This is a genomic window from Nocardia sp. NPDC059228, from assembly GCF_042754245.1.
Classification (GTDB): domain Bacteria; phylum Actinomycetota; class Actinomycetes; order Mycobacteriales; family Mycobacteriaceae; genus Nocardia.
The window spans coordinates 52,829-78,166 of record NZ_JBHZAL010000017.1 but is presented as its reverse complement, the minus strand read 5'-3'; the positions used below and the strand labels follow the sequence as shown (position 1 = coordinate 78,166).

Genomic DNA, 25,338 nt, shown 5'->3' with positions numbered 1-25,338 from the left:
GTACTGACCCCGCACAGGACCGCCGGACTCCGGAGCGGGACGGGCTGGGGTGGCAGGGTTTTCGGCCTGGCCGGCTCGACGGTAGTCGTCGAGGTCGGCGCGTAGTTGCCTGCGGAGGTCTCCCAGATCGCGCAGGCGCTGCTGGATGCCTTCGCGCTCCTCGAAGTACTTGTCCGGGCGCAGGATCTCCTCGTCGAGGCGGGCCTGCGTATCCGACAGCTCGGCCGTGCGGCGCATGACCGCGTCCATACCGGCTCGGCCCATGTGCTCTGGGCTCATTCCTTCCGGATCGACGCCCAGCGAACGCAGCAGTGCGCGAGCCGAATCCAGCGCTTCGGCAGCCGTGCGCGGCCGCTCGGACTGCGGCTCCGGGCCGGGCGGGGTGCCGCCGCGTGAACCCGGCTCGATGGCAGGCGAACTGGTTCCGCGCGTACCCGGGTCCGGGGAGGACGAGGGTTCGAGGCGTGTGCCGGGGTCGCCGAACAGGTTGGTGAGGGGGCGGGGCGATTCCGTGGTGGAACTGGTTGCGGACGTGTGGGTTTGCGCGCCGGGATCGCCGGTGGACAGGCCCGCGGCCGTGGATTGGGGGTGCGGGGTCCCCGCGGGCGTGCCCGACGGATCGGGCGTGGCCGTCGGGTGGGAGGTCGTCGCCGGTTCCGGATGGGGGGCCGGGGCGCTGCCGTCGCCCCCGGTAGGCATGTTCGTGCGCGCGCCCGAGGGCGCCTCGAAGGGACCCCGGTGGACGCCGCCAGAGGTGGGCAGGCGGAAGCCCTTGGCGCCACCGGTCAGGACGCCGTAGGAGGTGGCGCTGGTCAGCAGCCGGGGGTCCCAGGTCCAGCCGTCCGTGGTGCCCTTGGTGATCAGGGTGGGGAGGCCGCCCACGCCCCACGAGGCAAAGGCTCCCGCGATGCCCGCACCGGTGCCGACGAGGGCGCCGCGAACCGCATTGCCGAAGGGGTTGCCCGCGAACGGAAGTCGGGTGGCGGCCTTGCCGAAGATCTCACCGGCGGGTCCGCCGACCGCGCCCGCGGCGGCCGCCGTGAGGGCGGTCATGCCGACCCGTTCCCAATCCATGCCCTTGCGGTGGCCCTCGGCGATCTGCAGACCCTGGATGGCGACGTCCTGACCAGCGCCCAGAACGGTGCTGATGACGACATGTTTCGCGAGGAAGCGGGCCAGCGCGGCCACGCCCAGTTTCTCCGCGTAGCGGGCGATGGCGGAGACCGCACGCTCGCCCAGCAGCCGCACGGCGGTGCGCGTGATCAGGGTGGCCGCGGCCTCCTCCGCGGGCGCGGTGGGCGGGAAGCACCACGCCAGTGCGATCTCCACGGCGAGCATGCCGAGAGCGGAGAGGATCATGATCTTCGTGTACTCGATCTCGGTGCCGAGGCCGTCGGCCGCCTCGGAAACCTGATCGAGGATGTCGGCCAGCGCCTGGAAGGACTGCGGGCCCGAATCGAGGTTGTTCAGGGCTGTGACCATGGCCTCGAGACCGTCGCCCCACGGGTAGGCCGCGATGGTGGCCTTCTTGGCGGCCTCCAGTTCGGGTATCAGGTCACGCAATTGGCGCGCGGCGGTGCTCCAGTCGGAGGCGATGTCCCACATCGCGTCTTCGTCGCCCTGCGGCCAGGCCGAACCCGCGACCCAGCCCAGCCACTGCAGTTCACCCGGAATATCGATGGACAATGGCGGCCGGTCTACCGGTAGCGGACAGCGTTGCCGTGGTCCATCCCCTCCAGAGTGTCCGCGGCCTCGTTCTGCCCGGACGCGTACGACCCCAGGGTCGTTGCCATAGTGCGGAGTCCGTCCCGCAGATTGGCGTGCGCCGCGGCGTACCCCTGTCCGCCGTCGGCGAAGGTGCTGCCGTAGCTGTCGTCGCCCCAGGCCGCGCCCTTGGCGGACAGCGCCTGTTCCAGGGTGGCGAGAATGCCGTTGACGCGGTTTTCGAGATCCTGCATCTGCCCTGCGGCACCACGCAGCCGACCAGGATTAACGCCGACTTTCGTTGCCACTGTTGCCCTTTCGCCGATGGACGGAAGATCAACGATGGCAACGGGTGCGGGCCGCGCAACAGACCGGCGACCCCGAATTAACGCCGCCCTGACAGGTTTCGCGGTCTTCTTGACGAAACTCCGTGTGGGACAGGCAAAACCCGGTCCGGCATCCGCTGTTCGATGCCGGACCGGTCACACGGGACTAGCTGCAGGCCGGGGAGGTCTGGTTGGCCAGCGAGAGTGCGTTGCAGACCCATTCCTTCTGGACCTTCCACTTGCCGTCCTCGGCCACGAAGGGCACGACGGCCTGCTGCGGCGCGCCGCCGTTGATCGCGACCTGGGCGTCGGCGGTGATGGTGCCGTTGCCCAGATCGGTCACATTGGTGACGGTGATGGTGGCGTTGTTCTGCTTGTAGGCCTCCGCCAGCCGGCTGGGCAGGCTCGGGTCGGCCGAGACGCCCTGCAGCATGTCGAGCTTCTCCGCGTCGGGGATGCTCGGGTCCAGTGCCTTCTGCAGTTCGGTGTTCAGGTCCGCCGCGGTCGGGGCCGGCGGGTAGTTCGTCTGCGCCGCGGTGGTCTTGGAGGTGGTGACCTTGGCGGGCTTGCTCTCCTTCTTGTCACCGCTCCCACACGCCGACAGCCCGAGTACGGTCACGACAGCCAGTGCGGCGACCGCGATGCGTCCAGTCTTCTGAAGCTTCAACTGCTCGTCCTTTGCGTTCGAGTAGGTCCGTTCGACAACGTGCCAGCTACACCCGACCGGCGGCGCTGCACGACACGCGACACTACCAACGTGGCGTCTCAGAAGCCGCCTGCGCGCCGGACGGCGCGGCATTTTCAGGCTGAATCCTCATAATTCGCGCATTCGGGCCTTAACGGTGGGACAAGCCCCGATAGCCCCGAAAAGTGAGGAAAGACGGACCCGCTCCCGTACCCCGGTTGGCGCCGGAACCGCTCAGCGCAGGCTGCCCAGTGGGTCGGCACGGGTGAGGTCGGGATCTTCGGCGGGGAACGTGCGGGCAGGACCCGGCCCCGTGGAACGGGTTTCGAACCTGATGGTCACGACCCCGTGGCCCGCGCCCTGCACCCAGCCGTGCCCGAATTCGGGGTGTTCGACATCGAGTCCCGGGTACCAGGTTCCGACGGCGAAGGAGCGAGTCGCGGGCGGCACCACCGGATCCGGGCCCTCGGGCACCGCAAAGGTGGGCTCCTCGGAGACCGCGCCATCGGTATCGACCGTCTGATCCAACTCGGGGAACAGCGATTCCTGCCGGATCTCCGAGAGCCCGGCGAAACCCACTCCCACCAGGCGAATCGGCCCGATCTCGGCCGGGTCCAGGGCGGACCGCTGCGCGGCGGCGGTGAGGGTGGCGAGATCCTCGGTGGCGTAGGGCAGCGTGGAGGAGCGGGTCACGATGCTCATGTCGGTCTTCTTGAGCTTGAGCACCACGGTGCGCGCCGCGCGGCCATCGGTGGTGAGCCGCCGATGGGCGGAGGCGGCCATGGCGTCGATGGCCGGGCGCAGCTGGGCGAGGGTGAGAATGTCGGTCTCATAGGTGGTTTCGGCGCTGATCTGCTTGGCCTCCGCGCGCTCGGCCACCGGCCGGTCGTCGATGCCGCGGGCCAGCCGGTGCAGCGCCACCCCGATGCTGCCGCCGAGAATCGAGGACGCCTCCGACTCCGGCAGCGCCGCCAGCGCCCCCACGGTCTCGATTCCCAGTGAGCGCAACCGGCTTTCGGCCACCGGCCCGATCCCCCACAGTTTGCGCACCGGCAGCGCGGACAGGAACCCGTCCTGCTCGGCCGCCGGAATCACCCGCACCCCATCGGGTTTGGCCAGCCCGGAGGCGATCTTGGCGAGCTGCTTGCCGCTGCCCGCCCCGACCGAGGCCACCAGGCCGGTGCGTTCCCGCACCGCCGTCCGCAACTCCTCGCAGAATTCGAGCACCCGCGCCGGAGTGGCCCCGGCCAGTTCCGCGGGTTCCCCGAACGCCTCGTCGAACGACAGTGTCTCCAGCACCGGGATCCGGGTCCGCAGGGTATCGAAGACCTGCCCGCTGAGTTCGCCGTACACCGCCCCGCGCGGCGGGATCACCACCGCCGCCCCGCCGACCAGCCGCCGCGCCTGATGCATGGGCATGGCCGAGCGCGCCCCGAACACCCGCGCCTCGTAGCTGGCCCCCGCCACCACGCCGCGTCCGCCCATGCCGCCCACGAGCACCGGCCGCCCGCGCAGGGTCGGGCGGGTCAGTTGCTCGACCGAGGCGAAGAACGCGTCCATATCTATATGGAGCACCCACCGCCGCTGTCCCGTACCTCGGGACCCGCTGTCGATTTGCTGTGTGTCCGCGCCCGCCCCGGCAGGCCCGCCGCCCCTGCCCTCCGGCCCTGCACAACCGACTCCACCAGGCATGATGTCCCGGTTCGCGGGGTCGGCAGACGTGTTCACACCGGGAAATCTACAAGCGACTACCGACAGGCACGACCCGCCGGATGTGTGATGATTCGTCCATGACGATTCGCAAGGCCGTGATTCCCGCAGCGGGTATCGGCTCGCGCCTGCTGCCGCTGACCAAGGCGATCCCGAAGGAAATGCTCGCGGTGGGCGATAAGCCCGTCATCGAACACACCGTCCGCGAGCTCGTGGCCTCCGGCATCACCGACATCACCATCGTGGTCAGCGGCGGAAAGTCGTTGATCCAGGATCACTTCCGCCCCAACCCCGCCCTGGTCGCTCAGCTGCGCGCGGACGGCAAGACCGCCTTCGCCGACGCGGTCGAGGAGGTCGGTGAGCTGAGCCGGCAGGGCCACATCACCTACCTGGACCAGCACGGCCCGTACGGCAACGGCACCCCGGTGCTGAACGCGGCCCGCCACCTGGGCAACGAGCCCATGCTGGTGCTGTGGCCCGACGACGTCTTCGTCGCCGAGGTGCCGCGCGCCCAGCAGCTCATCGACGCCTACGAGAAGACCAACGCGCCGGTACTGGCGCTCATGCCGATGGATCCGTCCGAGTCACAGCGCTACGGCGTCCCGGTGGTCGAGGAGACGGTCGGCGAGGGTCTGATGCGGATCAGCGGCCTGAAGGAGAAGCCCAAGCCGGAAGACGCCCCGTCCTCCTTCGCCGCCATCGGCGGCTACGTGGTCACCCCGGGCATCATCGCCGAACTGCGCAAGCAGGTCGACAACTGGTACACCCACCGCACCGGCGAGGTGTATCTGACCGATGCCATCAATGTCTTCGCCGCCGAGAATCCGGTGTACGGCCAGGTGATTCGCGGGCGCTGGTACGACACCGGCAATCCGGCCGACTATCTGACCGCGCAATTCGCCTCTGCGCTGGCGCATCCGGAGTACGGTCCGCTGTTGCGGCAGCTCGTCGCCGAGTAGGCCGCCGCCGCCCCACGGGCCGCCAGGTTCGGCGCACAGGTGCCGTGCGCCCGACCACGCCAGACCGAATTTGTCGAAACCCGAAACATGGGGGCATGTTTCGACGATCATGCCCGTGGGTCGGGATACCCCTCTGGATCGAAGGTCGGTTTTGCTAGGCGGATTGGGCACCCGGGCGGCACTGCTCGCGGCGGCAAGTTGTTCTCTTGTCACTACGTTCACCATGGTCGTACCCGCCGGTCCGGCCTTCGGTGCCCCACCCGACCCGATAACCAGCACGGCGAGCCTCGCGGGCACCGCGGTGTCCGACGACGGCTCCGCCATCACCTCCTTCGAGGTGCACGACTCCCGCAACCTGACGCTGCACGTGCACTCGGCGGCGATGAACTCCGACATCACGGTCGAGGTGCAGCGTCCCGCCGACACCTCCGAGCCGCGCCCGGTGCTGTATCTGCTCAATGGCGCGGGCGGCGGCCAGGACACGGCGACCTGGAAGCGCAATACCGATTCCACCCAGTTCTTCATGGACAAGAACGTGAACGTGGTGATGCCGATCGGCGGCGCGTTCACCTACTACACCGATTGGCGCAGCCCCGATCCCCGGCTGGGCCAGCCCATGTGGAAGACCTTCCTCACCGAGGAGCTACCCCCGCTGGTCGACGCGGCCCTGGCCACCAATGGAATTCACGCCATCGCGGGCATGTCCATGTCGGGCACCTCGGTACTGCAGCTTCCGATCGCCGCGCCCGGCCTGTACCGGGCCGTCGCTGCCTACAGCGGGTGCGCCCAGATCAGTGATCCGGTCGGCCAGAAGTTCACCGACCTGGTGGTCTCCATAGGCGGCGGCAATCCGGTGAACATGTACGGGCCGATGGACGATCCGGAGTGGGCCGCCAACGACCCCTACGTGCACGCCGAGGCGCTGCGCGGCCTGGGGATCTATGTCTCCAACGGCTCCGGCTTGCCCGGCCGCCACGACAATGTGGCCGATGTGCGCAGCCTCGGTCCGGCGGACGGCGGTCTGCCGCAGCAGATCCTGGTCGGCGGCATCCTGGAGGCGGCCAGCGACTGGTGCGCCCGCAATCTGAAGACCCGCCTGCACCAGTTGGACATTCCCGCGACCTTTGATATCGCCAAGCCGGGCACACACTCGTGGGGCTACTGGCAGGACGCGCTGCGCGCCTCGTGGCCGGTGCTGGCCAAGGGCCTGGAGCTGCCCGAAACGGATTGAGCCGCGGCGGGTTCCGGCCCTGGCGTCTTTCCGGCGAAGCCGCTAGCCCTCGTCGGCGGCGTTGTAGCGCACGAGATAGGCCGCGAGCCGCTCGACATCCGCGTCGTCCCAGTCGGCGAACCGTTCGCTGAACGCGGCGCTGCGGTTGCGCGCCGCGGCGCGGGCCACCCGTCTGCCCTCGGCGGTGGCGTGCAGCACCAGGTTGCGGCGGTTGGCCGGGTCGACCTCGCGGGCCAGGTAGCCGTCGCGTTCCAGCGCGGCCACCTGGCGGCTGACCGTGGACTTGTCGAGGTGGAAGTGCCCGGCCAGATCCGAGGCCAGGCACCCGTTCCGCTCGATCACCAGGTCGAGAATGCTGGAGGCCACCAGCGACAGCTCCGGATGCAGTTCGGCGGCGCGCCCGCGGGCGCGCCGGGCGAAGGCCGTGAGCTCACGCTGTATGACCTCGATCGCATCGGATCGGCCGGGGAATGCGTCAGCGCTCTTCATAGTTGTAGACTACAACCTCGATTGGTTGTATTTACCAACTATTGGAGAAGAACCCATGGCCTCGCATCAGATCCGGCATGTCGCCGTGCACCTGCTCACCCCGCTGCTCATGTGTCTCGGCATGGGGCTGGCGTACCTGGGCGCGTTCCATCAGCCCGAGCCCAACCACCTGGCGGTGGCCATCGTCGGCGACAGCCCACAGGTCAAGGTGCTCGCGCAGACCCTGAAGGACAAGGGCGGCAATGCCCTCGACGTGATCACCGTGCCGACCCGCGACGACGCGGTCAGCCAGCTGCGCCACCGCGACCTGGCCGGCGCGTACGTCCCCGACACCGACAAGCCCGAACTGCTGGTGGCCAAGGCCGGATCCGACACCACCGCCATGGCCGCCGAGGCCGTCTTCGGCCAGGTCGCCGGGCTGCAGAACGCGCCGCTGACCGTCACCGACGTCACCACCCCCAGCTCCGGCGACCCCACCGCACAGGGCATCTTCTTCCTGCTGGTCGCCCTGAGCATCGGCTCCTACGGCAGCGTCGCCGCCATCGGCGCGGCGGGCGCGGGCCTGTCCATGTGGCTGCGGGGCGCGATCGGCCTGGTCACCTCGCTGCTGGTGAGCCTGATCGGTCTGGCCCTCGCCGGCCCGGTCTTCCACGTGGTCGACCACGACCTGGGCGCGATCTGGGGCATGTCGTGGCTGTACTCCGCGGGAGTCCTGACCATCGGCATCGGCCTGCACACCTTCCTGAAGCGCTGGACCACGCTGGCCCTGATGGTGCTGTTCGTCATGCTGAACTTCACCAGCTCCGGCGGCGTCTACAGCCCGTGGCTGCAGAACGACTTCTTCGGCACGCTGCACCACTTCTGGAACGGCGCGGGCTTCGTCGAGGGAGCACGCAGCCTGCTCTACTTCGACAGCACCGGACTGGGTGGCCGGATGGCGAGCCTGGCGCTCTGGCTGGCGGCGGGCGTGCTGCTCATGATCGTGGCGGGCCTGACCGAAAAGCGGCAGGCCACAGCGCAATCCGCGCCACGCCACGCCGCCCCCGAGCCCGTCGGGCAGGCCCCGTCCGCCGAGACCGCGATGGCGGCCGAGGAGGAGATGGAGGAGGCGGTCGGCGTCTGAGGCCGGTCTATCGAATACCCAACTGCGACAAGGCGGTCCGGATGCCCACCCGGACCGTCTCGTTGTCTCCCATACCCCCGCTGACGGCCACGCCGTCGCGGGTCAGCAGCAGCGACCGGGCGGCATCGTCGATGTCGGTGTGCCCCGCGGCGCGCAGCCGGTCGGCCATCAGATCCCGGAACCAGCCGCGATAGTCGTCGACGACCTTGCGCACGGCATGCTCCGGATTCGGGAACTCCACGGCCGCATTGAGAAACGGGCAGCCCCGGAAGCCCGGTCCGCAGCTGAGCTCGCCCAGCCGCTCGAAGATGCCGACGATGGAGTCGGTGCCGGCGCCGGGGATGGCCTCCAATACCTCGCGCTGACGGCCGTATTCGCGCACCAGGTAGGCGACGACCAGGTCTTCCTTGGCCTTGAAGTGCCGGTAGAAGGTGGCCTTCGCGATGCCCGCCTCGGCGATGATGCGGTCGATGCCGACGGTGTGGATGCCCTCGGCATAGAACAGCCGGGTCGCGGTGTCCAGCAGGCGATCACGGGCTTCACTCATGGCTGACCTGCACTCCTTCCCCTCATCGGGCTTCGGTATTGACGATAGCAGACAGGTCTGTCTACCCTGAGTCGCGTCTGAACAGACAAGTCTGTCTAGGGAGATTCGAAATGGCTAAGCTCTTCACCTCGTCCGCTACCTCCGTCGGCCGCGAGGGCCGCTCGGTCAGCTCCGACGGTTACCTCGACCTGAAGCTGGCCCAGCCCAAGGAGGCCGGCGGCAGCGGTGACGGCACCAACCCGGAGCAGCTGTTCGCGGTGGGTTATTCGGCCTGCTTCGCCGGCGCGCTGCAGGTGGTCGCCCGCAACCAGGGTATCGAGCTGGGCGACACCTCGGTGACCGCCGACGTCAGCCTGAACAAGGACGAGGAGACCGGTTTCGGCATCTCCGTCGTGCTGCGCGTCGAGCTGCCCGAGGAGCTGCAGAACGACAAGGGCCGCGAGCTGGTCGAGGCCGCCCACCAGGTATGCCCCTACTCCAAGGCCACCCGCGGCAACATCCCCGTGGAACTGGTTGTCGAGTAAGACGATTCAGTAGAAGCGGCGAATCGTGTAGATGTCGAACTGGCTCAGCGGAGTCAGGCCGACGGGCACACCCCAGTCGTACGCGTTCAGCACATTGCCGCCTCCCGCGTAGATGCCTACGTGGGAGGCGTCGTCATTGAGAATGACGACGTCACCCTCCTGCATGGCGCCGACGGGCACCTCGAGCCCGGCGTCGGCCTGCTGCCAAGTGGTACGCGGCATATCGATGCCGACGCTGCGAAAAGCCCACTGCACCAGGCCCGAGCAGTCCCAGGCGTCCGGGCCGGTGCCACCCCAGCGATAGGGCTTGCCGATCTGAGTGGTCGCGAGCGCGAGCGCGACCATGGCCCGCGGACTGGCCACCGGCAGCTGCGCGGAACCGCTCGCGCTGCCCGAGGCCGACCCGCTGGCGCTGCCGGAGGCGGACCCCGACGCCGAGCCGGTGTCCGCGTGCGCCAGGCCCGCCCAGAGCGCGGCGCTCAGCACCAGGGCCGAGGTCGTCGTGACGAATGATGCGAAACGGTGAACCTGCCTTCGAGCCATATGCGTGCCCCTTCATCGGCGATACCGCAGCAACATCTCGAGCAAGACAATTAGCTGACTAATAGCTGTTGTAGCGCACGCGCAACATGAGTCACAAGAGAACTTGGGCCGCGTGTCTCATGCCCCGTCGCTGACCATAGAGCCACCCGTTCAGGCGTTCGGACACAGAAGGCACGAGAGCGCCCGCCCGGATCCGGGAAAGGCGCTAGAAGTTTGCTGCCAGCTACACGGCTGTCTGTAGATAGGCATCGGATCGCTTGGCCACTATGAAGACGGTGACCACAGTGGCGTCGTCGTCGATGCTGTAGACGATTCGGTACTGCCCGAACCGGATCCGCCAGTCACAGTCGCCGCCTGCCAGCGTCTTCACGCCGTCAGGACGCGGCTTCTCGCCGAGAGCAATGATCATGCGCAGCGCGGTACCGAAGGCATTGCGGGGCAGCTTCTGCAACTGACCTCGCCATGGATGACGCCCGAAGCATCGATCATCGGACACGCCGATGCAGACACCAAAAAGGAAGGGGCGGAACCGGTTCGGTTCCGCCCCTCGCCTCTTCGGCAACGATCAAACCTGGCTACGCCTTGACGATCGAGACCTTCACGCCGCCGACGACCTCGGGGGCATCCGCACCCACCTCACCGAGAGACAGTGTGGTGGCGAGGATTTCGCCCGCGATCAGCTCGCGGTGGGTCTCCGCCCAGCCCAGGCGCTCGGCCGGGACGTCGAGCACGACCGTGATGCGGTCGGAGACATCCAGGCCCAGGGACTTGCGGGTCTCCTGCAGATCGCGGATGAGATCCCGGGCCCAGCCCTCGGCCTCCAGCTCCTCGGTGACCGCCGAATTCAGCACCACCAGACCGATATTGCCGGGCAGGGCGGCGGTGGATTCGGGTTCGGCGGCGACCAGGCGCTGGGTGTACTCCTCCGGCAGCAGGGCGATGCCGGCGGCGGACACGGTGCCGTCGGCGGCCTCGCTCCACTCCCCCGCCTTGACGGCCTTGATGACGGTCTGGACCTCCTTGCCCAGGCGCGGTCCGGCGGCGCGGGCGTTCACCACGAGCTCGAAGCGGCCGTGCGCGGCCACATCGGTGGTGAGGTCGACCTTCTTGACGTTCACCTCGTCGGCGATCAGATCCACGAAGGGCCGCAACCGTTCCGCGTCGGCGGCGGCCACGGTGACCTCCGAGAGCGGCAGGCGCACGCGCAGGTTCTGGGCCTTGCGCAGGCTCAGCACCGTGGAGCAGACCGTGCGGACCTCGTCCATGGCCGACACCAGTTCGGCATCGTGCGGCAGGTCGGTGTCGCTCGGCCAGTCGGCCAGGTGCACCGAGCGCTCGCCGGTGAGGCCGCGCCAGATCACCTCGGTCAGCAGCGGCAACAGCGGCGCCGCCAGCCGGGTGGTCACCTCGAGCACCGTGTGCAGGGTGTCGATGGCGTCGCGGTCCTCTTCCCAGAAGCGCGAACGCGACCGGCGCACATACCAATTGGTGAGCGCGTCGGCGAAGGTGCGCAGCTCGTCGCAGGCCGTCGCGATGTCGTAGATCTCGAGGGCGTCGGTCATGACGTCGCGGGTCTGCGCCAGCTTGGCCAGGATGTAGCGGTCCAGCACATTCGGCGAGTCCGTGCGCCAGGTACCCGGCTTGGAGGCGTAGAGCTGCAGGAAGGTCCACGCGTTCCAGAGCGGGCGCAGGGCCTGGCCGACGCCCTCGCGGATACCGCGCTCGGTGACGATGAGGTTGCCGCCGCGCAGCACCGGGGACGCCATGAGGAACCACCGCATGGCATCGGAGCCGTCGCGGTCGAAGACCTCGTTGACGTCCGGGTAGTTGCCCTTTGACTTGGACATCTTGAGGCCGTCGTCGCCGAGCACGATGCCGTGCGCCACCACCGATTTGAAGGCCGGGCGATCGAACAGCGCGGTGGACAGGATGTGCAGGTTGTAGAACCAGCCGCGAGTCTGGCCGTTGTACTCGACGATGAAGTCGCCGGGGCTGTGCGCGGCAGCGCCGGGGGTGCCCTCGAACCACTCCTTGTTCTCGAACGGGTAGTGCACCTGCGCGTACGGCATGGAGCCGGACTCGAACCAGCAGTCCAGCACCTCGGGCGTGCGCCGCATCATCGACTTCCCGGTCGGGTCATCGGGATTCGGGCGCACCAGCTCGTCGATGCCGGGCCGGTGCAGGTCGCTCGGCCGCACCCCGAAGTCCTGCTCCAGCTGATCCAGCGAGCCGTACACGTCCACCCGCGGGTAGGCCGGGTCGTCGGAGATCCACACCGGGATGGGCGCACCCCAGTAGCGGTTGCGGCTGATGTTCCAGTCGTGCGCGTTCTGCAGCCACTTGCCGAACTGGCCGTCGCGGATGTGCTCGGGAACCCAGGTGATCTCCTTGTTGAGCTCCACCATGCGGTCGCGGAAGGTGGTGACCGCCACGAACCAGGACGGCACCGCCATGTAGATCAGCGGCTGGCCCGAGCGCCAGCTGTGCGGGTAGGAGTGCTCGATGGTCTCGTGCCGCAACAGCTTTCCGGCCGCCTTGAGGTCCTTGATGATGACCGGGTTGGCGTCGAAGACCATGAGGCCCTCGTAGGGCGGCACCATGGAGGTGAACTTGCCGCCCGCGTCGAGGGGCTGCACGACCTCGATTCCATTGGCGGCGGCCACATCCATGTCCTCCTCACCGAACGCGGGCGCCAGATGCACCACGCCGGTACCGGAGTCGGTGGTCACGTAGTCGGCGTTGAGCACCCGGTGCGCGTTGGGGTGACCGAGGAAGAAGTCGAAGGGCGGCAGGTAGTGCAGACCCTCCAGCGCCGCGCCCGAATACTCGGACAGCACAGCCGGTTCCTCGCCCAGCTCGCGCGCGTAGTGCGAGACCCGCTCGGCGGCAAGCACGTACCGCTTGCCGTCCTTGCCCTGGACGTGGGCGTAGGTGATGTCCGGGTGCACCGCGATCGCCAGGTTGGACGGCAGCGTCCACGGCGTGGTGGTCCAGATGAGGACGTTGGCGCCGTCCAGGGCGTGCAGTGGGTGCTCGGCGGGAACCCGCAGCACCATGTCGACGGTGACCGCCGGATCCTGGCGCATCCGGTAGGAGTCGTCGAGCCGCGCCTCCTGATTGGACAGCGGGGTCTGCTCGTACCAGCTGTAGGGCAGCACCCGGAAGCCCTGATAGATCAGGCCTTTGTCGTACAGCGACTTGAACGCCCACATGACCGATTCCATGAAGTCGAGGTCGAGGGTTTTGTAGTCGTTGTCGAAGTCGACCCAACGGGCCTGGCGTGTCACATAGTTACGCCACTCGTTCGTGTAGCGAAGTACCGAGGATTTGCACGCGGCATTGAATTCCGCGAGACCCATGGCATCGATCTGTGATTTGTCCGTGATACCGAGCTGCTTCTCCGCTTCGATTTCCGCGGGGAGGCCGTGAGTATCCCAACCGAATCGTCGTTCCACCTTCTTCCCGCGCATGGTTTGGAATCGCGGGATCAAATCCTTGACGTATCCGGTGAGCAGATGGCCATAGTGCGGCAACCCATTGGCGAAGGGCGGGCCGTCGTAGAAGACGAATTCCTCTGCATCGGAACGGTTCTCGATGCTGGCACGGAAGGTGTCGTCGGCGGCCCAGTAGTCCAGGACCCGCTGCTCCAGCTCGGGGAACGACACCTGACCGGAGGTCCGGCTCAGGTCAACGCGCGGATATGCGCTTCGGGTGGTGGTCTCGTCCGCCATCGCGGCCTCTCAGCTCCTCGTGCCAGCACTGTGGGCACGGGGACGATGCCGGCGCTCGGTGCGCCGTAACCGCGGTACCACCCCGCTTGCCCGGTCCAGGATCACGAAAACCCTTGCAGGACCGAGCCTCTCATTGTGAGCTGTGACGGGCTCACCCGTTCGGTTCTAGTGAGCGAGGCCCTGTCGTTCACTGCTGAACGCAGACACCCCGCCGTTCTTCCGAAAGCTCCCCGGTGATGGCCGGATCAACGCCGTAAAGCTCTCTACAGTCTAGCGGGGCCGGTCCAGCGGATATTCCGCGGACCCGCCCCGCTAGTGCTTCGCATGTCTTCCGCCCGGCCGTGACGAGGTGTCCTCATCATCGGTCCGCAGCGACAACGCACTGACGAGCAGCAGCACCGCGCCTATCACGCACACGATGATGCAGCCCCATGCCCAGATCACCGAACCGGTGGTCAGTGCGGTCACCAGCAGGCCGAAACCCACGGCTGCGAGCGCGAGCGTCACCACGAGCAAGTGCACCACCCCCTCGTTGGGCTTCGATAGCGACGGCTATCGGAGGACTCGAAAGGTTGGCGGCGATACCGCGCCACCCGGGAGTTCGTCCCGCGCGACCTGGCATCGCTGGCCGTATCTACGACTTTACTTGCTGCCCTTGAGAAGTGCGCCGTTGCCGGACGCATCCTGGCCGAACTCGCCGCCGTCGACCGGGACCGCCGAACCACGGTTCTCCAGCTCCTCCAGCTGCGATTCCAGGTAGGACTTCAGGCGCACACGGTATTCGCGCTCGAAGGTCTTGAGCTGCTCGATCCGGCTCTCCAGCACGCTGCGCTGCTGGGTGATGGTGGCCATGATCTCGGTGTGCTTGCGCTCGGCGTCGGCCTGCAGGGCGTCGGCCTTCTCCTTCGCCTGGCGCAGCTGGGAATCCGAGCGGGTCTGCGCGTCGGACAGCATGGCCTCGGCCTTCTGACGGGCATCGGCGATCATCGCCTCGGAACGCGTACGCGCGTCGCTGACCAGGCGCTCGGAGTTGGCCCGGGCGTTGGCCAGCAGCTGCTCGGCCTCGGTCTTGGCATCGGAGGTGAGGCGGTCGGCCATCTCCTGGGCCAGCGAAAGCACCTTGGCGGCCTGCAGATTCGCGTCCGCGGAGGGCGCTTCCTGCTTGACGGCGGCCACCGGGACCGGAGCCGGCATGGGGGCCGGGGGCGGCGGCGGAGCGGCCTTGATGGGCTCCGGCGCGACGGGCGCCTTCACCGGCTGAACCGCGGGGCCCCGATTCTTCTTGGCGTCAGCCAGTTCCGCATCCAACTCGGCAACTCGCTGGCGAAGATCAGCGTTCTCCTCGATGAGGCGTGAGAGCTCCTGCTCGACCAGGTCGAGGAAGGCATCGACTTCATCCTCGTTGTAGCCGCGCTTCCCGATCGGCGGTTTGCTGAACGCGACGTTATGAACATCGGCGGGGGTCAGCGGCATGGAACGATCCCTTCACGCTTCGTATGGAGATCTAGCGGTAGATCTGGGCAAGCTTTCTTTCCGGCCATTCTGTCACACCTGAGCTATCGACTGCCCTGCCTGGCCCGTGATCGTCATCAAGATGAACACGATGAAAAGCAGGACCATAATCGACAGATCGAGCCGAATTCCCCCAAGATTCACTGGGGGTATCAAACGCCTCAGAAGTTTCACCGGAGGGTCGGTGACCGTGAAGATCACCTCCAGGATGATCACCACGAAGCCCGTCGGCCGCCAGTCTCGCGCGAAGCTGCGGATGAACTCGACGATGACTCGGCTGATCAGCAGCAGCCAGAAGAGGAACAGCAGTAGGTTCAACACCTGGAACAGGGCCACCGCACCACTGTGCCCTAGATTCCATGATCGGCAAAATAGAAACACTGGGCCCGATCGCCCTCCGCTTCGCTCCGGGCGGGTTCGCGGCCCTGTTACCTCGGCCTTCCCTCCATCCGCTCCCCCCGCTTCGCTCCTCCGCTCCAAGCGCGGGGAGGGCGGAGCGCAGTCCAGGCCGCGGTAGGCCGCGAACTTCTAGGGAACCCCGGCAAGGGACCACATCCAGAGCCCGAATCCAGGCATGTGATTCATGACATGCCCATCTGAATGAGCGTGCGATACCCGACAACTCGGGCGCAAGACTCCCCCACGAATCCCCCGCGACTATTTCGCAACCCCCGTTGACGAACGCAATTCGTTGCCGCCGTTCAGTTTTGGCGCAACGGTCGAACCCCGGCTGCCGCCTCCGCGTACTCGCGGCTGCGGCAGCTCGTCACTTCTGGTTGTAGAAGCCGTTTTCCGCGATCCGGCGGCGCTCCTCGGCGGAGACGTCCACGTCAGCCGGTGAGAGCAGGAACACCTTGGTGGCGACCTTGTCGAACGAACCACGCAGGGCGAAGGCCAGGCCCGCGGCGAAGTCCACCAGGCGGCGGGCGTCGGAGTTGCTCATCTCGACCAGGTCCATGATCACCGGGGTGCCGTCGCGGAAGCGCTCACCGATGATGGCGGCCTCCGCGTAGGTGCGCGGGCGCAACGTGGTGATCTTGGACAAGGTGCCTCCGTCCTCGAAGATCTGGGGACGGCGGGCCGCCTCGATCCGGCGCTCCTGCTCCCGCAGCTCCTCGATGCGCCGCTCCGCATCGGTATCCATCGCGAGCGCGCCGCGGGTGCTGCCGCGCACCGAGGGCGCGCTGCCGCCCATGGCACGGGTGCGGCTGGACGGGGCGGTGTCGATGCGGGTGGGACGACGGGGCGCGTCGTAGCGGTCGTCGGTGTCGTAGCGGTCGCGGTGGTCGCGCTCGCGGTGATCGTCGGCGTAGTCGTCCCGGCGGGACACGCTGTACCCGGGCTTGTAGGGCGCCTTGTAGGACGGCTCGTAGGCGGGCTCGTCGTCGTAGCGGTCCTCGCCGTATCGGTCGTAATCACGCTCGCGTTCGGCGTAGGGCCGGGGACGACGCTGGCCACGCTCATCGGCGCTCCGGGCGGCTCCGCGGTCGTCGACGTAATCGTCTTCGTAATCCTCGAGCGGAACCATCCCGAAGTACGCCTTGAACTTGTGCAGCGTGCTCATCTGGTCGACCTTCCTTCGGCCCCGGTTGGCCTGGGGTGTTGTCCTGCTCAGTCCTCGTCTGCCACCAAGCATATGTTTCGAATGTGACTGGTGAGGTTTCTTTGCTACGCCGAGGTTATCGGTCGCGCGCCCATCAGGGCTGTACCGACACGCACGCAGGTGGATCCATGGCGGATGGCCGACTCCAAGTCGCCGGACATGCCCGCCGACAGTTCTTTCGCATCGGGGTGGACAGTCGTTAATGCGGCGTGGATGCGGGCCAGTTGCTCGAAGGCGGCATCCGGTTCCACGTCCAGTGGCGGGATGGCCATCAGGCCTGCGAGCTGCAGGGATCGCGACGCGGCGACCTGATCGGCGAGCGCGTGCAGGGCCGCGTCGCGGGCGCCGCCGCGGGACGGGTCCGCGTCCAGGGACACCTGGAGCAGCACCCGCAAGGGGGTGGTGCGGGATCCGTCGTCCAGTGCGGCCTCCGCAGCGGCGTCGAGGGCGCTCGCGAGCCGGTCGCTGTCCACCGAGTAGACCGTATCGGCCCAGCGTGCAACGGATTTCGCCTTGTTCCGCTGCAGGCGTCCGATGAAGTCCCAGCGTATCTGGGACAGGTGTCGCAGCTGCGCCACCTTGTCCGCCGCCTCCTGCTCACGGGACTCGCCGAACTCGCGGCAGCCCAATCCATAGAGGATCTCGATATCCGAGGCGGGGAAGAACTTGGTGACCGGCAGCAGGCGCACCGAACCCGGTGCCCGGCCCGCGGCCGCGCACGCTGCGTCGATTCGCTCGATGAGTGCCGACAGGGCGGTGGCGAGTTCGCCGGCGCGACCACCGCCGGACGTGACCTGCGCCGCATCGGATCCCTCTGCGGCGGTGAAGCTTTCGGTCATTCTGAAACTCCCTCGGATGACATCCAAATCACACCGGCGAGTCGGCCGGTCGGCGCGTCGCGGCGGTGCGAGAACAGCGTCCGGTCCTCGATGGTGCACCGCGGATCCACCACGACCGCGCCCACGCCGGCCGCCTCCAGTTGCCGGCGGATGCCCGCGCGCAGATCCAGGCCGGGCGTGCCCTTGGCCGTGGTGGTCGCGCTGCCGGGCAGATGCGCCTCGACATCGGCGCGCATGGCGGCGGGCACCTCGTACTGGCGACCGCTGGCCGCCGGGCCGAGGAACGCGCCGATGCGCTCGGGCTGCGCGCCCACCGACATCATGGCCTCCAGCACTCGCGGCACGATCCCGATCCGGGCCCCGATCCGCCCCGCGTGCACGGCGGCGATGACGCCGGCCTCATCGTCGGACAGCAGGATCGGCACGCAGTCGGCGGTCAGCACCACCAGCGCGAGATCGCGCCGGGTGGTCACCAGCGCATCGGTGGCGGGCACCGGCTCGGTCCGCGGCCCGTCCACGATCTCCACGTTCCGCCCGTGGATCTGCTCCATCCACACCAGGTGGTCCGGCGCGAGCCCAATGTTCTCCGCGAGCCGAACCCGATTGCGCCGCACCGCCTCCGGATCATCACCCACGTGATCGCCCAGGTTGAACGAGTCGTACGGCGCGGCCGAGAACCCGCCCGCCCGCGTCGTCACAACCCGTCTGGTCCGAAATACCCGTGCCGCTGCTGTCATGCCTTCGAGGGTAGTAGTCACCGGCGGGCAACCCCGAACCCAGCTCCGCGCCCGGAACGACACCACCGCCCGGGAACGACATCGCGCCCGCTCCGGAGCCGGAGCGGGCGCGATGGATGAATCCGTCAGCGGCGCAACGTCAGCGGCGCATGAAGGAGGGGACGTCGACGTCGTCGTCATCGGCGTCCGGGGGCTGGATGTGGCCGCGAGTATTGCTCGCGACCGTCGGGTCGACGGCCGGCCGGGGCGCGCTGTAGGACGGGGCCGGGCCGCGCTCGGCGACCGGCTGCGGCGGCGGGGCCGGCGCGGGCTCGGGGCGCGGCGCGGGAGCGGGCTCGGAGGTGCGGGCCGCGGTGTATTCGTGTGGGCGGCCGACGCTTCCGGCGCTGGCGCTCGCGGTGCCGCCGGTATTGGTGAACCGGCTGACCGCGGGCTCGATGCGCCGGGAGGGCCCGCTGCCGTCGAAGCCGGCGGCGATCACGGTGACGCGGACCTCATCGCCGAGGGAATCGTCGATGACCGTACCGAAGATGATGTTGGCCTCGATGTGCGCGGCCTCCTGCACCAGCGAGGCGGCCTCGTTGATCTCGAACAGGCCGAGGTCGGAGCCGCCCGCGATGGACAGCAGCACGCCGTGCGCGCCGTCCATGGAGGCTTCCAGCAGTGGCGAATTGATCGCTGCCTCAGCGGCCTTCACCGACCGGCCCTCGCCGCGGGCCGAGCCGATGCCCATGAGAGCCGAGCCCGCGCCGGACATGACCGACTTGACGTCGGCGAAGTCGACATTGATCAGACCCGGGGTGGTGATCAGATCGGTGATGCCCTGAACACCGTTGAGCAGCACCTCGTCCGCGGAGCGGAAGGCGTCCATCAGGCTCACGGCCGCGTCGCCGAGCTGCAGCAGCCGGTCGTTCGGAATGACGATGAGGGTGTCGCAGGACTCGCGCAGGGCCTGGATGCCGGCCTCTGCCTGGTTGCTGCGGCGCTTGCCCTCGAACGAGAACGGCCGCGTCACAACACCGATGGTGAGCGCGCCGAGCTTGCGCGCGATGGAGGCCACGACCGGCGCGCCGCCGGTGCCGGTGCCGCCACCCTCGCCGGCGGTCACGAAGACCATGTCGGCGCCCTTGAGGACTTCCTCGATCTCGTCCTTGTGATCCTCGGCGGCCTTGCGGCCCACCTCCGGATCGGCGCCGGCGCCCAGACCGCGGGTGAGTTCCCGGCCGACATCGAGCTTCACGTCCGCATCCGACATCAACAACGCCTGCGCGTCGGTGTTGACGGCGATGAACTCGACTCCCTTGAGTCCCTGTTCGATCATCCGGTTGACGGCGTTCACGCCGCCGCCGCCGATACCGACGACCTTGATCACAGCAAGGTAGTTGTGCGGGGGCGTCATGGGCTCTCGCCTTCCTTCGATCTGAAACAGCTTGTCGTCTTCGGCTACTCGCAAAATACCGGCACTATGGTCTCGGTCCGATAAACCCTCAACCATAGGTTCAGCGTTATGTCAAGTATCCGACTGGTGCCGAACGGTATTCGCAGCCACCGCGTTACGGGCGCAGGCGCGCCGAACCGAGCATCAGAATCTTGTGTGATTCGACTCGTCCGACCCACCCGAGCATCGTATCGTGGACGGTTGCCCTCCGGTCCTGGATCGGAACCGACGGTGCCCTTCCGGCAAACCACCGAAAATTTCGGCAGCCCAATGGGTATCGCTCACTTTACCGTGACCAGATTCGGACTCGAAACATCGAATACCTTGCCCGGCTGGGAAAGCAGGGGTCCGACCACCGCGGCCTTGCGCGCGGAGTCCGCGGTTCCGCCCCAGAGTACGGTCCGGCCATCACGCAACTCCAGGGCAATATCCGAAACCGAGCGGGCCACAACCGCTCCCACACCGACCTCGTCGCGCAGCGGAACCGGAATCGCTGCCATGACCACCACCGCGGCCTTGGTCACCGGGTCCGATCCGCCCGGATGATCGGTCACCAGTTTGGGTACCCCCGGTCCCGGCGACTCGATCGCGAATTCCACGCTGTCGCAATCGAGCAGATGGGCACCGTCGGGACTGTCGAAGTACAGCACGGGGGTGCGCTCCACCACCGTCACCCGGACCGTGGACGGGAACACCCGCTGCACGCGCACGGAACGGACCTTGGGCAGCCGCGAGACCCGTTCGGCCATGGCATTGGTGTCCAGCCGCATCATGGACAGACCGTCCGGTACCTCTAGCGCGTCCTGAACCTGTTGTTCCGGAACGGCACTCAGCCCCTCCACCTGCACCGTGCGCACCGACAGCAGTGGCGTGAACCAGGCGACCAGTCCGAACGCGATCAGCACCACGACCCCGGCCAGGGCGCCCCACCGCACCCAGCGCGACTGCCACGCCGTCACGATCCGCGATTCGCGGCGGACCCGCCCACGGCGCAGCCGGGCCCGCCGGGCCGCCGCGCTCTCGCCCGCGGATTCGGCGCTGTTGTGCGCTGCCGCAGCGGATTCGGTGTCGTAATCGTCCGCGTCGTAGCTATCGCCGGCGGCCGGATCCGGACGATCCGCCGCTCCCCCACCCGAGCCCACGGTGGCTCACCGTCCGTGTGAGGGTCGTGCGCGCAGCCCGTCCAGAATCTGGCTGCCCAGCATGGTCACATCACCCGCGCCCATGGTGATCACCACGTCGCCGGGCCGCGCCAGCGCGCCCACCTGCTTGCCGACCCGGGACATATCCGGCTGGTAGTGCACGGGTTTGGTGACCGCGTTGGCCACCAGCGCACCGTTCACACCCGGCAGCGGTTCCTCACGCGCGCCGTACACATCGAGCACCACCACCTCGTCGGCCAGCGACAGCGCCGCGCCGAACTCGGTCGCGAAAGTGGCGGTGCGGCTGTACAAGTGGGGCTGGAACACCACGATCACCCGGCCCGGCCGCGAGCGCGCGCCGTCACGCGCCTCCTGCGCGACCAGTTCGGCGGCGGCGGAGAGCACCGCGCGCACCTCGGTCGGGTGGTGGGCGTAGTCGTCGAAGACGCGCACGCCGTTCTCGCGTCCGGTGAGCTGGAAGCGGCGGTGCACGCCGCCGAAACCCTCCAGGCCCTGGATGATCTCGCCCATGTCGGCGCCGGTCGCGCGGGCGGCCAGCAGCGCGCCCAGCGCATTGAGGGCCATGTGCCGGCCGGGCACCGACAGGCGCAGGGTGCGCGGGGCATGCTCGTCGGCGAGCTGGAAGACGGCCACGCCGCCGACATCGCGCGGCTCCCAGGACAGCAGCTGCGCGCCGACCGGGACACCGGACGTGGCGAAATCGCCGGAGCCGTAACCGATCACCTGGATGCCGCGCGGATCCTCGGCCAGCCGGGCCACCGACCGCTGCGCCAGGCCCAGCGAACCCGGATCGTCCACGCACACCACCAGGCGGCCGCCCGGTTCGAGCCGGTCCACGAAGTCGTCGAAGACCTGGACGTAGGCCTCGTCCGTACCGAAGTAGTCCAGGTGGTCGGACTCGATATTGGTGACCACGGCGACGTCGGGCGCGTACTGCAGCAGCGATCCGTCGCTCTCGTCGGCCTCGGCCACGAAGATGCCGCCGGTGCCGTGGTGGGCATTGGTGCCGGCCTCGTTGAGCTCGCCGCCGACGGCGAAGGACGGGTCGTACCCGCAGTGCTGCAGAGCCACCACCAGCATGGAGGTGGTCGAGGTCTTGCCGTGCGTGCCCGACACCAGCAGCGTCTTGTGGCCCTGCATGAGCGAGGCCAGCACGGCCGGGCGCAGCAGCACCGGCACGCCGCGCCGATGCGCCTCCACCAGCTCGGGATTGGTCTTGGGAATGGCGGCGTAGGTGGTCACCACCGCGGTGGGCCCGCCGGGCAGCAGATCCAGGGCGCCGGCGTCGTGGCCGATGCGCACCTGCGCGCCGCGCGCCCGCAGGGCCAGCACGCCGCGGCTCTCCTTGGCGTCGGAGCCGGAGACCATGCCGCCACGCGACAGGAGAATTCGGGCGATCCCGGACATACCGGCACCACCGATGCCGATCATGTGCACGCGTTGCAGATGGTCGGGAAGGTCGGTGTGAGCCTCGGCGGTTCCCACATCGCTGTCCGGCCGCTCCACTGTCACCTCGAATTACCCCGTTCCCTCGCGTGTTTCATCGGATAGTTGGGCTCCCAGGCCCGGGTGCTGCGCCACGACTCCGTGGAGCGGCTGCTGCGCCGGGCCGAATCCGAATCTATCGACCGCCGCGCCGACGACTCCGAGCCGCCCCGGCTCCGACCCGAGGGTAGCGCGCGCCGCTGCGGGGCGGACTTCACCTTGGCCTTCGCCTTGGCCTTGGCCTTGGTGCGAGCCCGGGAGGCCTGCGCCCGCGCAGGCGAGTACAGTTCGGGTTTCGGCAGGCGCAGCAGCCGGCTGAAGCGGCCGTCCTGGCCCGCGTGCAGGGCCGCCACCGCCTCGGGCTCGTGCCGGGCGGCATTGGCGATGATGCCGAACATGAGCAGCGTGATAGCGAGCGAGGAACCACCCGCCGACACCAGCGGCAGCTGCAGGCCGGTCACCGGCAGCAAACCGACGACATAGCCGACATTGATCAGCGCCTGACAGGTGATCCAGGTGGTGGCCGAGGCGGTGAGCAGCCGGATGAACGGATCCACCGAGCGGGTCGCGATCCGCAAACCGGCGTAGACGAAGAGTGCGAAAAGCCCGAGCACCAGCGCACATCCGAGGAACCCGAGTTCCTCGCCGATGATGGCGAAGATGAAGTCGTTGTGCGCGTTGGGCAGATAGCTCCACTTGGCCCGGGACTGACCCAGGCCACGACCCCAGATGCCGCCGTCGGCCAGCGAGTACATGGCCTGCCGGGCCTGGTAGCCGATGCCCTGCGGGTCGTCGCCCGGGCTGAAGAAGGCGCGCATGCGGTCGGACCGGTAGCCGGCCGAGAGCGCCAGGATCGCCGCCGCCACGCCACCCGAGACCGCGATGGTCACGAACATGCGCAGCGGCAGCCCGCCGAACCACAGCAGCGAGGTCAGCACGATGCCGAGCGCGATGGTGGTGGACAGGTTGGGTTCCAGCACGACCAGGAAGCACACCAGCAGGCCCGCCGGCACCAGCGGCATGAGAATGTCCTTGTACCCGGCCTTCTCGGTCTGCCGGGAGGCCAGCAGGTGCGAACCCCACACCACCAGAGTGACTTTCACGACCTCCGAGGGCTGCACCGACACCACGCCGAGGTCGAACCAGCGCCGCGAACCCTGCACCTCGCTGCCGATGCCGGGGATGAGCACCAGCACCAGCAGCACCACCGACAGCGCGAAGACCGGGAACGACAGCCGGCGCATCACCCGCATCGGAACCCGCAGCGCGATATAGAACAGCACCGCGCCGAAAACGGCCAGCACCGCCTGCTGGATGAACAGCCGGTAGGCCGAGCCGCCGTCGGCGTAGGACTCCACGCTGGACGCCGAGAGCACCATGACCAGGCCGAGCACGGTGAGCAGCACCGCGATCGCCACCACGAGATGGAACGACGCCAGCGGGCGGGCCAGCCAGGCCCCGAACCATCCGATTCTCGGTCGCTGGGTCTGGTTCCCGGCCCGCCGCGGCGTCGCCGTCGTCATTCGGTTCTCCCGATGTCCTTCTCGTCCAGGGCCTGCACGGCGGCGGCGAAGCTGCGGCCGCGGTGCGTGTAGTCGGCGAACATGTCCAGGGACGCCGCGGCCGGGGCCAGCAGCACGGTATCGCCGCGGTGGGCGAAGCCGGCCGCCACGCGCACCGCGCGTGCCATCACCGCTTCGGGCTCGATCTCGGTGAAGGGGTCACCCATCCGAGCATCGTCCCCCGAATTCAGCTCCACGACCGGCACATCGGGCGCGTGTCGCGCGAGTGCGGCCGCGATCGCCGGCGCGTCCTGGCCGAACAGCACGGCCGCGACGAGATGCTCGCGGCATTCCTCGATGAGGTCCTCGACGCTGGCGCCCTTGAGCTGACCGCCGGCCACCCAGATCACGCTGGGGTGGGCCAGGATCGAGGAGCGCGCGGCGTGCGGGTTGGTGGCCTTGGAGTCGTCGACGAATTCCACGCCGGACAGCTCCCGCACGAAGGCCGCCCGGTGCGGGCCGACCTTGTGCTCCTGCAGGCCCTCCTTCACGAACTGCGGTGCCACGTCGATGGATCGGGTCAGGGCGGCGGCGGCCAGGGCGTCGGCCACACCGGCCGGGCCCTGCGGGCTGATGTCGCCGACCTCGGCCAGGATGGCGGCCTTGGTGAAGGCGCGGTCGAGCAGCTTGCCGTCCACCACGCCCAGCTCGCCGTCGGCGGGGACGCCGATGCGGAAGCCGACGGTGCGGCGCGCCTTGGACTTTCGCGCCAGCGCCGCGGCGACGGCGTCGTCCAGGCCGACCACGCCGACCCGTCCGGTCAGCGCGCGCGCCTTGGCGGCGGCGTAGGCGTCCAGGCCGCCGTGCCAATCCAGGTGATCCTCGGCCACGTTCAGCACCACGCCGGCCTCCGGGCGCACCGACGGCGCCCAGTGCAGCTGGAACGAGGACAGTTCCACCGCCAGGATCTGCGGGCCCGGGGTGCGGCGCAGCGCGTCCAGGATGGGCAGGCCGATATTGCCGCAGGCCACCGAGGGAATCCCGGCGGCGCGCAGGATCGAGTGCGTCATCTGGGTGGTGGTGGTCTTGCCGTTGGTACCGGTCACCACCAGCCACTTGCGGACCGGGCCGTAGATGCGGGCCTGATCGACCCACCAGGCGAACTCGACATCGCCCCACACCGGAATGCCCTCGGTGACGGCCGAGACCAGCACCGGGGAGTCCGGCCGCCAGCCCGGGCTGGTGATCACCAGCGCGAAGCGTTGCAGCGCATCGGGTTTGAGCAGGTCGGCACTGGTGGCGGTGCCCAGGCCCAGTTCGGCGGCCTCGGTGAGCGCCTTCTCGCCGCTGTCGGTGACCACCGGGCGCGCGCCGATGTCCTGCAGCGGCTCGATCAGCGAGCGTCCGGAGACGCCCCAACCGGCCACCAGCACATCACGGCCACGCAGGAATTCGAGCATGGGCCCCGGCGATCGCAGGACCCTCGG

General features: G+C 68.5%; 24 protein-coding genes. 4 read left to right on the top strand and 20 right to left on the bottom strand.

Translation table 11 applies throughout. The features are described 5' to 3' along the window. The 4 genes from ACFXKA_RS24875 to ACFXKA_RS24860 all read right to left on the bottom strand — a co-directional run. Window positions 1–1,686, bottom strand: a 1,686-nt coding sequence (locus tag ACFXKA_RS24875) for a hypothetical protein (protein WP_379429092.1), incomplete at its 3' end; no start/stop codon positions are given. An 11-nt stretch (window positions 1,687–1,697) separates the two neighbouring features. Next, window positions 1,698–2,012 carry a WXG100 family type VII secretion target gene (locus ACFXKA_RS24870; RefSeq protein ID WP_379429091.1) on the bottom strand — a complete coding sequence of 105 codons (315 nt, stop codon included), beginning with the start codon at window positions 2,010–2,012 and terminating at the stop codon, window positions 1,698–1,700. A gap of 184 nt (window positions 2,013–2,196) precedes the next feature. Next, entirely contained in the window at window positions 2,197–2,697 is a 501-nt protein-coding gene (locus ACFXKA_RS24865; RefSeq protein ID WP_354842975.1) for a hypothetical protein, read from the bottom strand. A gap of 252 nt (window positions 2,698–2,949) precedes the next feature. Continuing rightward, window positions 2,950–4,275, bottom strand: coding sequence for a DNA polymerase IV (locus tag ACFXKA_RS24860; protein ID WP_379429090.1), 1,326 nt, complete (start codon window positions 4,273–4,275; stop codon window positions 2,950–2,952). A gap of 230 nt (window positions 4,276–4,505) precedes the next feature. Here ACFXKA_RS24860 and ACFXKA_RS24855 point away from each other — a divergent pair, with 230 nt between their 5' ends. Further along, window positions 4,506–5,384 (top strand): UTP--glucose-1-phosphate uridylyltransferase, encoded by an 879-nt coding sequence (locus ACFXKA_RS24855; RefSeq protein WP_354842978.1) that lies wholly within the window; start codon window positions 4,506–4,508, stop codon window positions 5,382–5,384. A gap of 223 nt (window positions 5,385–5,607) precedes the next feature. Then, window positions 5,608–6,615, top strand: coding sequence for an alpha/beta hydrolase family protein (locus ACFXKA_RS24850; RefSeq protein ID WP_354842980.1), 1,008 nt, complete (start codon window positions 5,608–5,610; stop codon window positions 6,613–6,615). 42 nt (window positions 6,616–6,657) lie between these two features. Here the strand turns inward: ACFXKA_RS24850 and ACFXKA_RS24845 are convergent, their stop codons facing one another. Continuing rightward, window positions 6,658–7,104 (bottom strand): MarR family winged helix-turn-helix transcriptional regulator, encoded by a 447-nt coding sequence (locus ACFXKA_RS24845; RefSeq protein WP_379429089.1) that lies wholly within the window; start codon window positions 7,102–7,104, stop codon window positions 6,658–6,660. A 55-nt stretch (window positions 7,105–7,159) separates the two neighbouring features. Between ACFXKA_RS24845 and ACFXKA_RS24840 the strand changes: the two genes are divergently transcribed. Further along, on the top strand, window positions 7,160–8,227 hold the full coding sequence (locus tag ACFXKA_RS24840) for a hypothetical protein (RefSeq protein WP_379429088.1): 1,068 nt from the start codon (window positions 7,160–7,162) through the stop codon (window positions 8,225–8,227). Window positions 8,228–8,234: 7 nt separating this feature from the next. Here ACFXKA_RS24840 and ACFXKA_RS24835 read toward each other — a convergent pair whose 3' ends face one another. After that, window positions 8,235–8,774: a TetR/AcrR family transcriptional regulator gene (locus ACFXKA_RS24835; protein ID WP_379429087.1), complete on the bottom strand. Its 540-nt coding sequence runs from the start codon at window positions 8,772–8,774 to the stop codon at window positions 8,235–8,237. A gap of 110 nt (window positions 8,775–8,884) precedes the next feature. On the opposite strand from ACFXKA_RS24835, the gene ACFXKA_RS24830 reads away from it, so the two are divergent. Then, window positions 8,885–9,298, top strand: a complete 414-nt coding sequence (locus ACFXKA_RS24830; RefSeq protein WP_354842991.1) for an organic hydroperoxide resistance protein — start codon at window positions 8,885–8,887, stop codon at window positions 9,296–9,298. 6 nt (window positions 9,299–9,304) lie between these two features. Here the strand turns inward: ACFXKA_RS24830 and ACFXKA_RS24825 are convergent, their stop codons facing one another. The 14 genes from ACFXKA_RS24825 to murD form a co-directional block, all read right to left on the bottom strand. Further along, window positions 9,305–9,841, bottom strand: a complete 537-nt coding sequence (locus tag ACFXKA_RS24825; RefSeq protein ID WP_379429086.1) for an NlpC/P60 family protein — start codon at window positions 9,839–9,841, stop codon at window positions 9,305–9,307. Between the two features lie 223 nt (window positions 9,842–10,064). Continuing rightward, a complete protein-coding gene (locus ACFXKA_RS24820) occupies window positions 10,065–10,292 on the bottom strand; it encodes a type II toxin-antitoxin system RelE/ParE family toxin (protein ID WP_379429085.1) in 228 nt (75 codons plus the stop codon). A 124-nt stretch (window positions 10,293–10,416) separates the two neighbouring features. After that, complete coding sequence (ileS, locus tag ACFXKA_RS24815; RefSeq protein ID WP_379429084.1) at window positions 10,417–13,572, bottom strand: isoleucine--tRNA ligase; 3,156 nt, start codon at window positions 13,570–13,572, stop codon at window positions 10,417–10,419. 312 nt (window positions 13,573–13,884) lie between these two features. Beyond that, entirely contained in the window at window positions 13,885–14,088 is a 204-nt protein-coding gene (locus tag ACFXKA_RS24810) for a hypothetical protein (protein WP_354843223.1), read from the bottom strand. A 126-nt stretch (window positions 14,089–14,214) separates the two neighbouring features. Then, entirely contained in the window at window positions 14,215–15,045 is an 831-nt protein-coding gene (locus tag ACFXKA_RS24805) for a DivIVA domain-containing protein (protein ID WP_354843003.1), read from the bottom strand. Between the two features lie 72 nt (window positions 15,046–15,117). Beyond that, on the bottom strand, window positions 15,118–15,420 hold the full coding sequence (locus ACFXKA_RS24800; RefSeq protein ID WP_040856625.1) for a YggT family protein: 303 nt from the start codon (window positions 15,418–15,420) through the stop codon (window positions 15,118–15,120). 430 nt (window positions 15,421–15,850) lie between these two features. Further along, window positions 15,851–16,648 (bottom strand): cell division protein SepF, encoded by a 798-nt coding sequence (gene sepF, locus ACFXKA_RS24795; RefSeq protein WP_379429083.1) that lies wholly within the window; start codon window positions 16,646–16,648, stop codon window positions 15,851–15,853. 104 nt (window positions 16,649–16,752) lie between these two features. Beyond that, complete coding sequence (locus ACFXKA_RS24790) at window positions 16,753–17,526, bottom strand: YggS family pyridoxal phosphate-dependent enzyme (protein ID WP_354843009.1); 774 nt, start codon at window positions 17,524–17,526, stop codon at window positions 16,753–16,755. After that, the gene (gene pgeF / locus ACFXKA_RS24785; protein WP_379429082.1) at window positions 17,523–18,263 is read right to left on the bottom strand and encodes a peptidoglycan editing factor PgeF; all 741 of its coding nucleotides are present in this window, start codon (window positions 18,261–18,263) and stop codon (window positions 17,523–17,525) included. Before pgeF ends, ACFXKA_RS24790 begins: the two co-directional genes overlap by 4 nt. Before the next feature lie 139 nt (window positions 18,264–18,402). After that, the gene (gene ftsZ, locus ACFXKA_RS24780) at window positions 18,403–19,662 is read right to left on the bottom strand and encodes a cell division protein FtsZ (RefSeq protein ID WP_379429081.1); all 1,260 of its coding nucleotides are present in this window, start codon (window positions 19,660–19,662) and stop codon (window positions 18,403–18,405) included. A gap of 320 nt (window positions 19,663–19,982) precedes the next feature. Beyond that, on the bottom strand, window positions 19,983–20,843 hold the full coding sequence (locus ACFXKA_RS24775; protein ID WP_379429080.1) for a cell division protein FtsQ/DivIB: 861 nt from the start codon (window positions 20,841–20,843) through the stop codon (window positions 19,983–19,985). A 6-nt stretch (window positions 20,844–20,849) separates the two neighbouring features. Continuing rightward, window positions 20,850–22,295, bottom strand: a complete 1,446-nt coding sequence (gene murC / locus ACFXKA_RS24770; protein WP_379429147.1) for a UDP-N-acetylmuramate--L-alanine ligase — start codon at window positions 22,293–22,295, stop codon at window positions 20,850–20,852. A 77-nt stretch (window positions 22,296–22,372) separates the two neighbouring features. After that, a complete protein-coding gene (gene ftsW / locus ACFXKA_RS24765; protein ID WP_379429079.1) occupies window positions 22,373–23,872 on the bottom strand; it encodes a putative lipid II flippase FtsW in 1,500 nt (499 codons plus the stop codon). Continuing rightward, entirely contained in the window at window positions 23,869–25,311 is a 1,443-nt protein-coding gene (gene murD / locus ACFXKA_RS24760) for a UDP-N-acetylmuramoyl-L-alanine--D-glutamate ligase (protein ID WP_354843229.1), read from the bottom strand. The genes ftsW and murD overlap by 4 nt, the downstream gene beginning before the upstream one ends. Window positions 25,312–25,338 lie beyond the last annotated feature (27 nt).

Bases quoted from the DNA above. Each gene is read 5' to 3' on its own strand.
- ACFXKA_RS24860 (WP_379429090.1), bottom strand. From the start codon at position 4,275: ATGGACGCGTTCTTCGCCTCGGTCGAGCAACTGACCCGCCCGACCCTG.
- ACFXKA_RS24855 (WP_354842978.1), top strand. From the start codon at position 4,506: ATGACGATTCGCAAGGCCGTGATTCCCGCAGCGGGTATCGGCTCGCGC.
- ACFXKA_RS24850 (WP_354842980.1), top strand. From the start codon at position 5,608: ATGGTCGTACCCGCCGGTCCGGCCTTCGGTGCCCCACCCGACCCGATA.
- ACFXKA_RS24845 (WP_379429089.1), bottom strand. From the start codon at position 7,104: ATGAAGAGCGCTGACGCATTCCCCGGCCGATCCGATGCGATCGAGGTC.
- ACFXKA_RS24840 (WP_379429088.1), top strand. From the start codon at position 7,160: ATGGCCTCGCATCAGATCCGGCATGTCGCCGTGCACCTGCTCACCCCG.
- ACFXKA_RS24835 (WP_379429087.1), bottom strand. From the start codon at position 8,774: ATGAGTGAAGCCCGTGATCGCCTGCTGGACACCGCGACCCGGCTGTTC.
- ACFXKA_RS24830 (WP_354842991.1), top strand. From the start codon at position 8,885: ATGGCTAAGCTCTTCACCTCGTCCGCTACCTCCGTCGGCCGCGAGGGC.
- ACFXKA_RS24825 (WP_379429086.1), bottom strand. From the start codon at position 9,841: ATGGCTCGAAGGCAGGTTCACCGTTTCGCATCATTCGTCACGACGACC.
- ileS (WP_379429084.1), bottom strand. From the start codon at position 13,572: ATGGCGGACGAGACCACCACCCGAAGCGCATATCCGCGCGTTGACCTG.
- ACFXKA_RS24805 (WP_354843003.1), bottom strand. From the start codon at position 15,045: ATGCCGCTGACCCCCGCCGATGTTCATAACGTCGCGTTCAGCAAACCG.
- sepF (WP_379429083.1), bottom strand. From the start codon at position 16,648: ATGAGCACGCTGCACAAGTTCAAGGCGTACTTCGGGATGGTTCCGCTC.
- ACFXKA_RS24790 (WP_354843009.1), bottom strand. From the start codon at position 17,526: ATGACCGAAAGCTTCACCGCCGCAGAGGGATCCGATGCGGCGCAGGTC.
- pgeF (WP_379429082.1), bottom strand. From the start codon at position 18,263: ATGACAGCAGCGGCACGGGTATTTCGGACCAGACGGGTTGTGACGACG.
- ftsZ (WP_379429081.1), bottom strand. From the start codon at position 19,662: ATGACGCCCCCGCACAACTACCTTGCTGTGATCAAGGTCGTCGGTATC.
- murC (WP_379429147.1), bottom strand. From the start codon at position 22,295: ATGATCGGCATCGGTGGTGCCGGTATGTCCGGGATCGCCCGAATTCTC.
- ftsW (WP_379429079.1), bottom strand. From the start codon at position 23,872: ATGACGACGGCGACGCCGCGGCGGGCCGGGAACCAGACCCAGCGACCG.
- murD (WP_354843229.1), bottom strand. From the start codon at position 25,311: ATGCTCGAATTCCTGCGTGGCCGTGATGTGCTGGTGGCCGGTTGGGGC.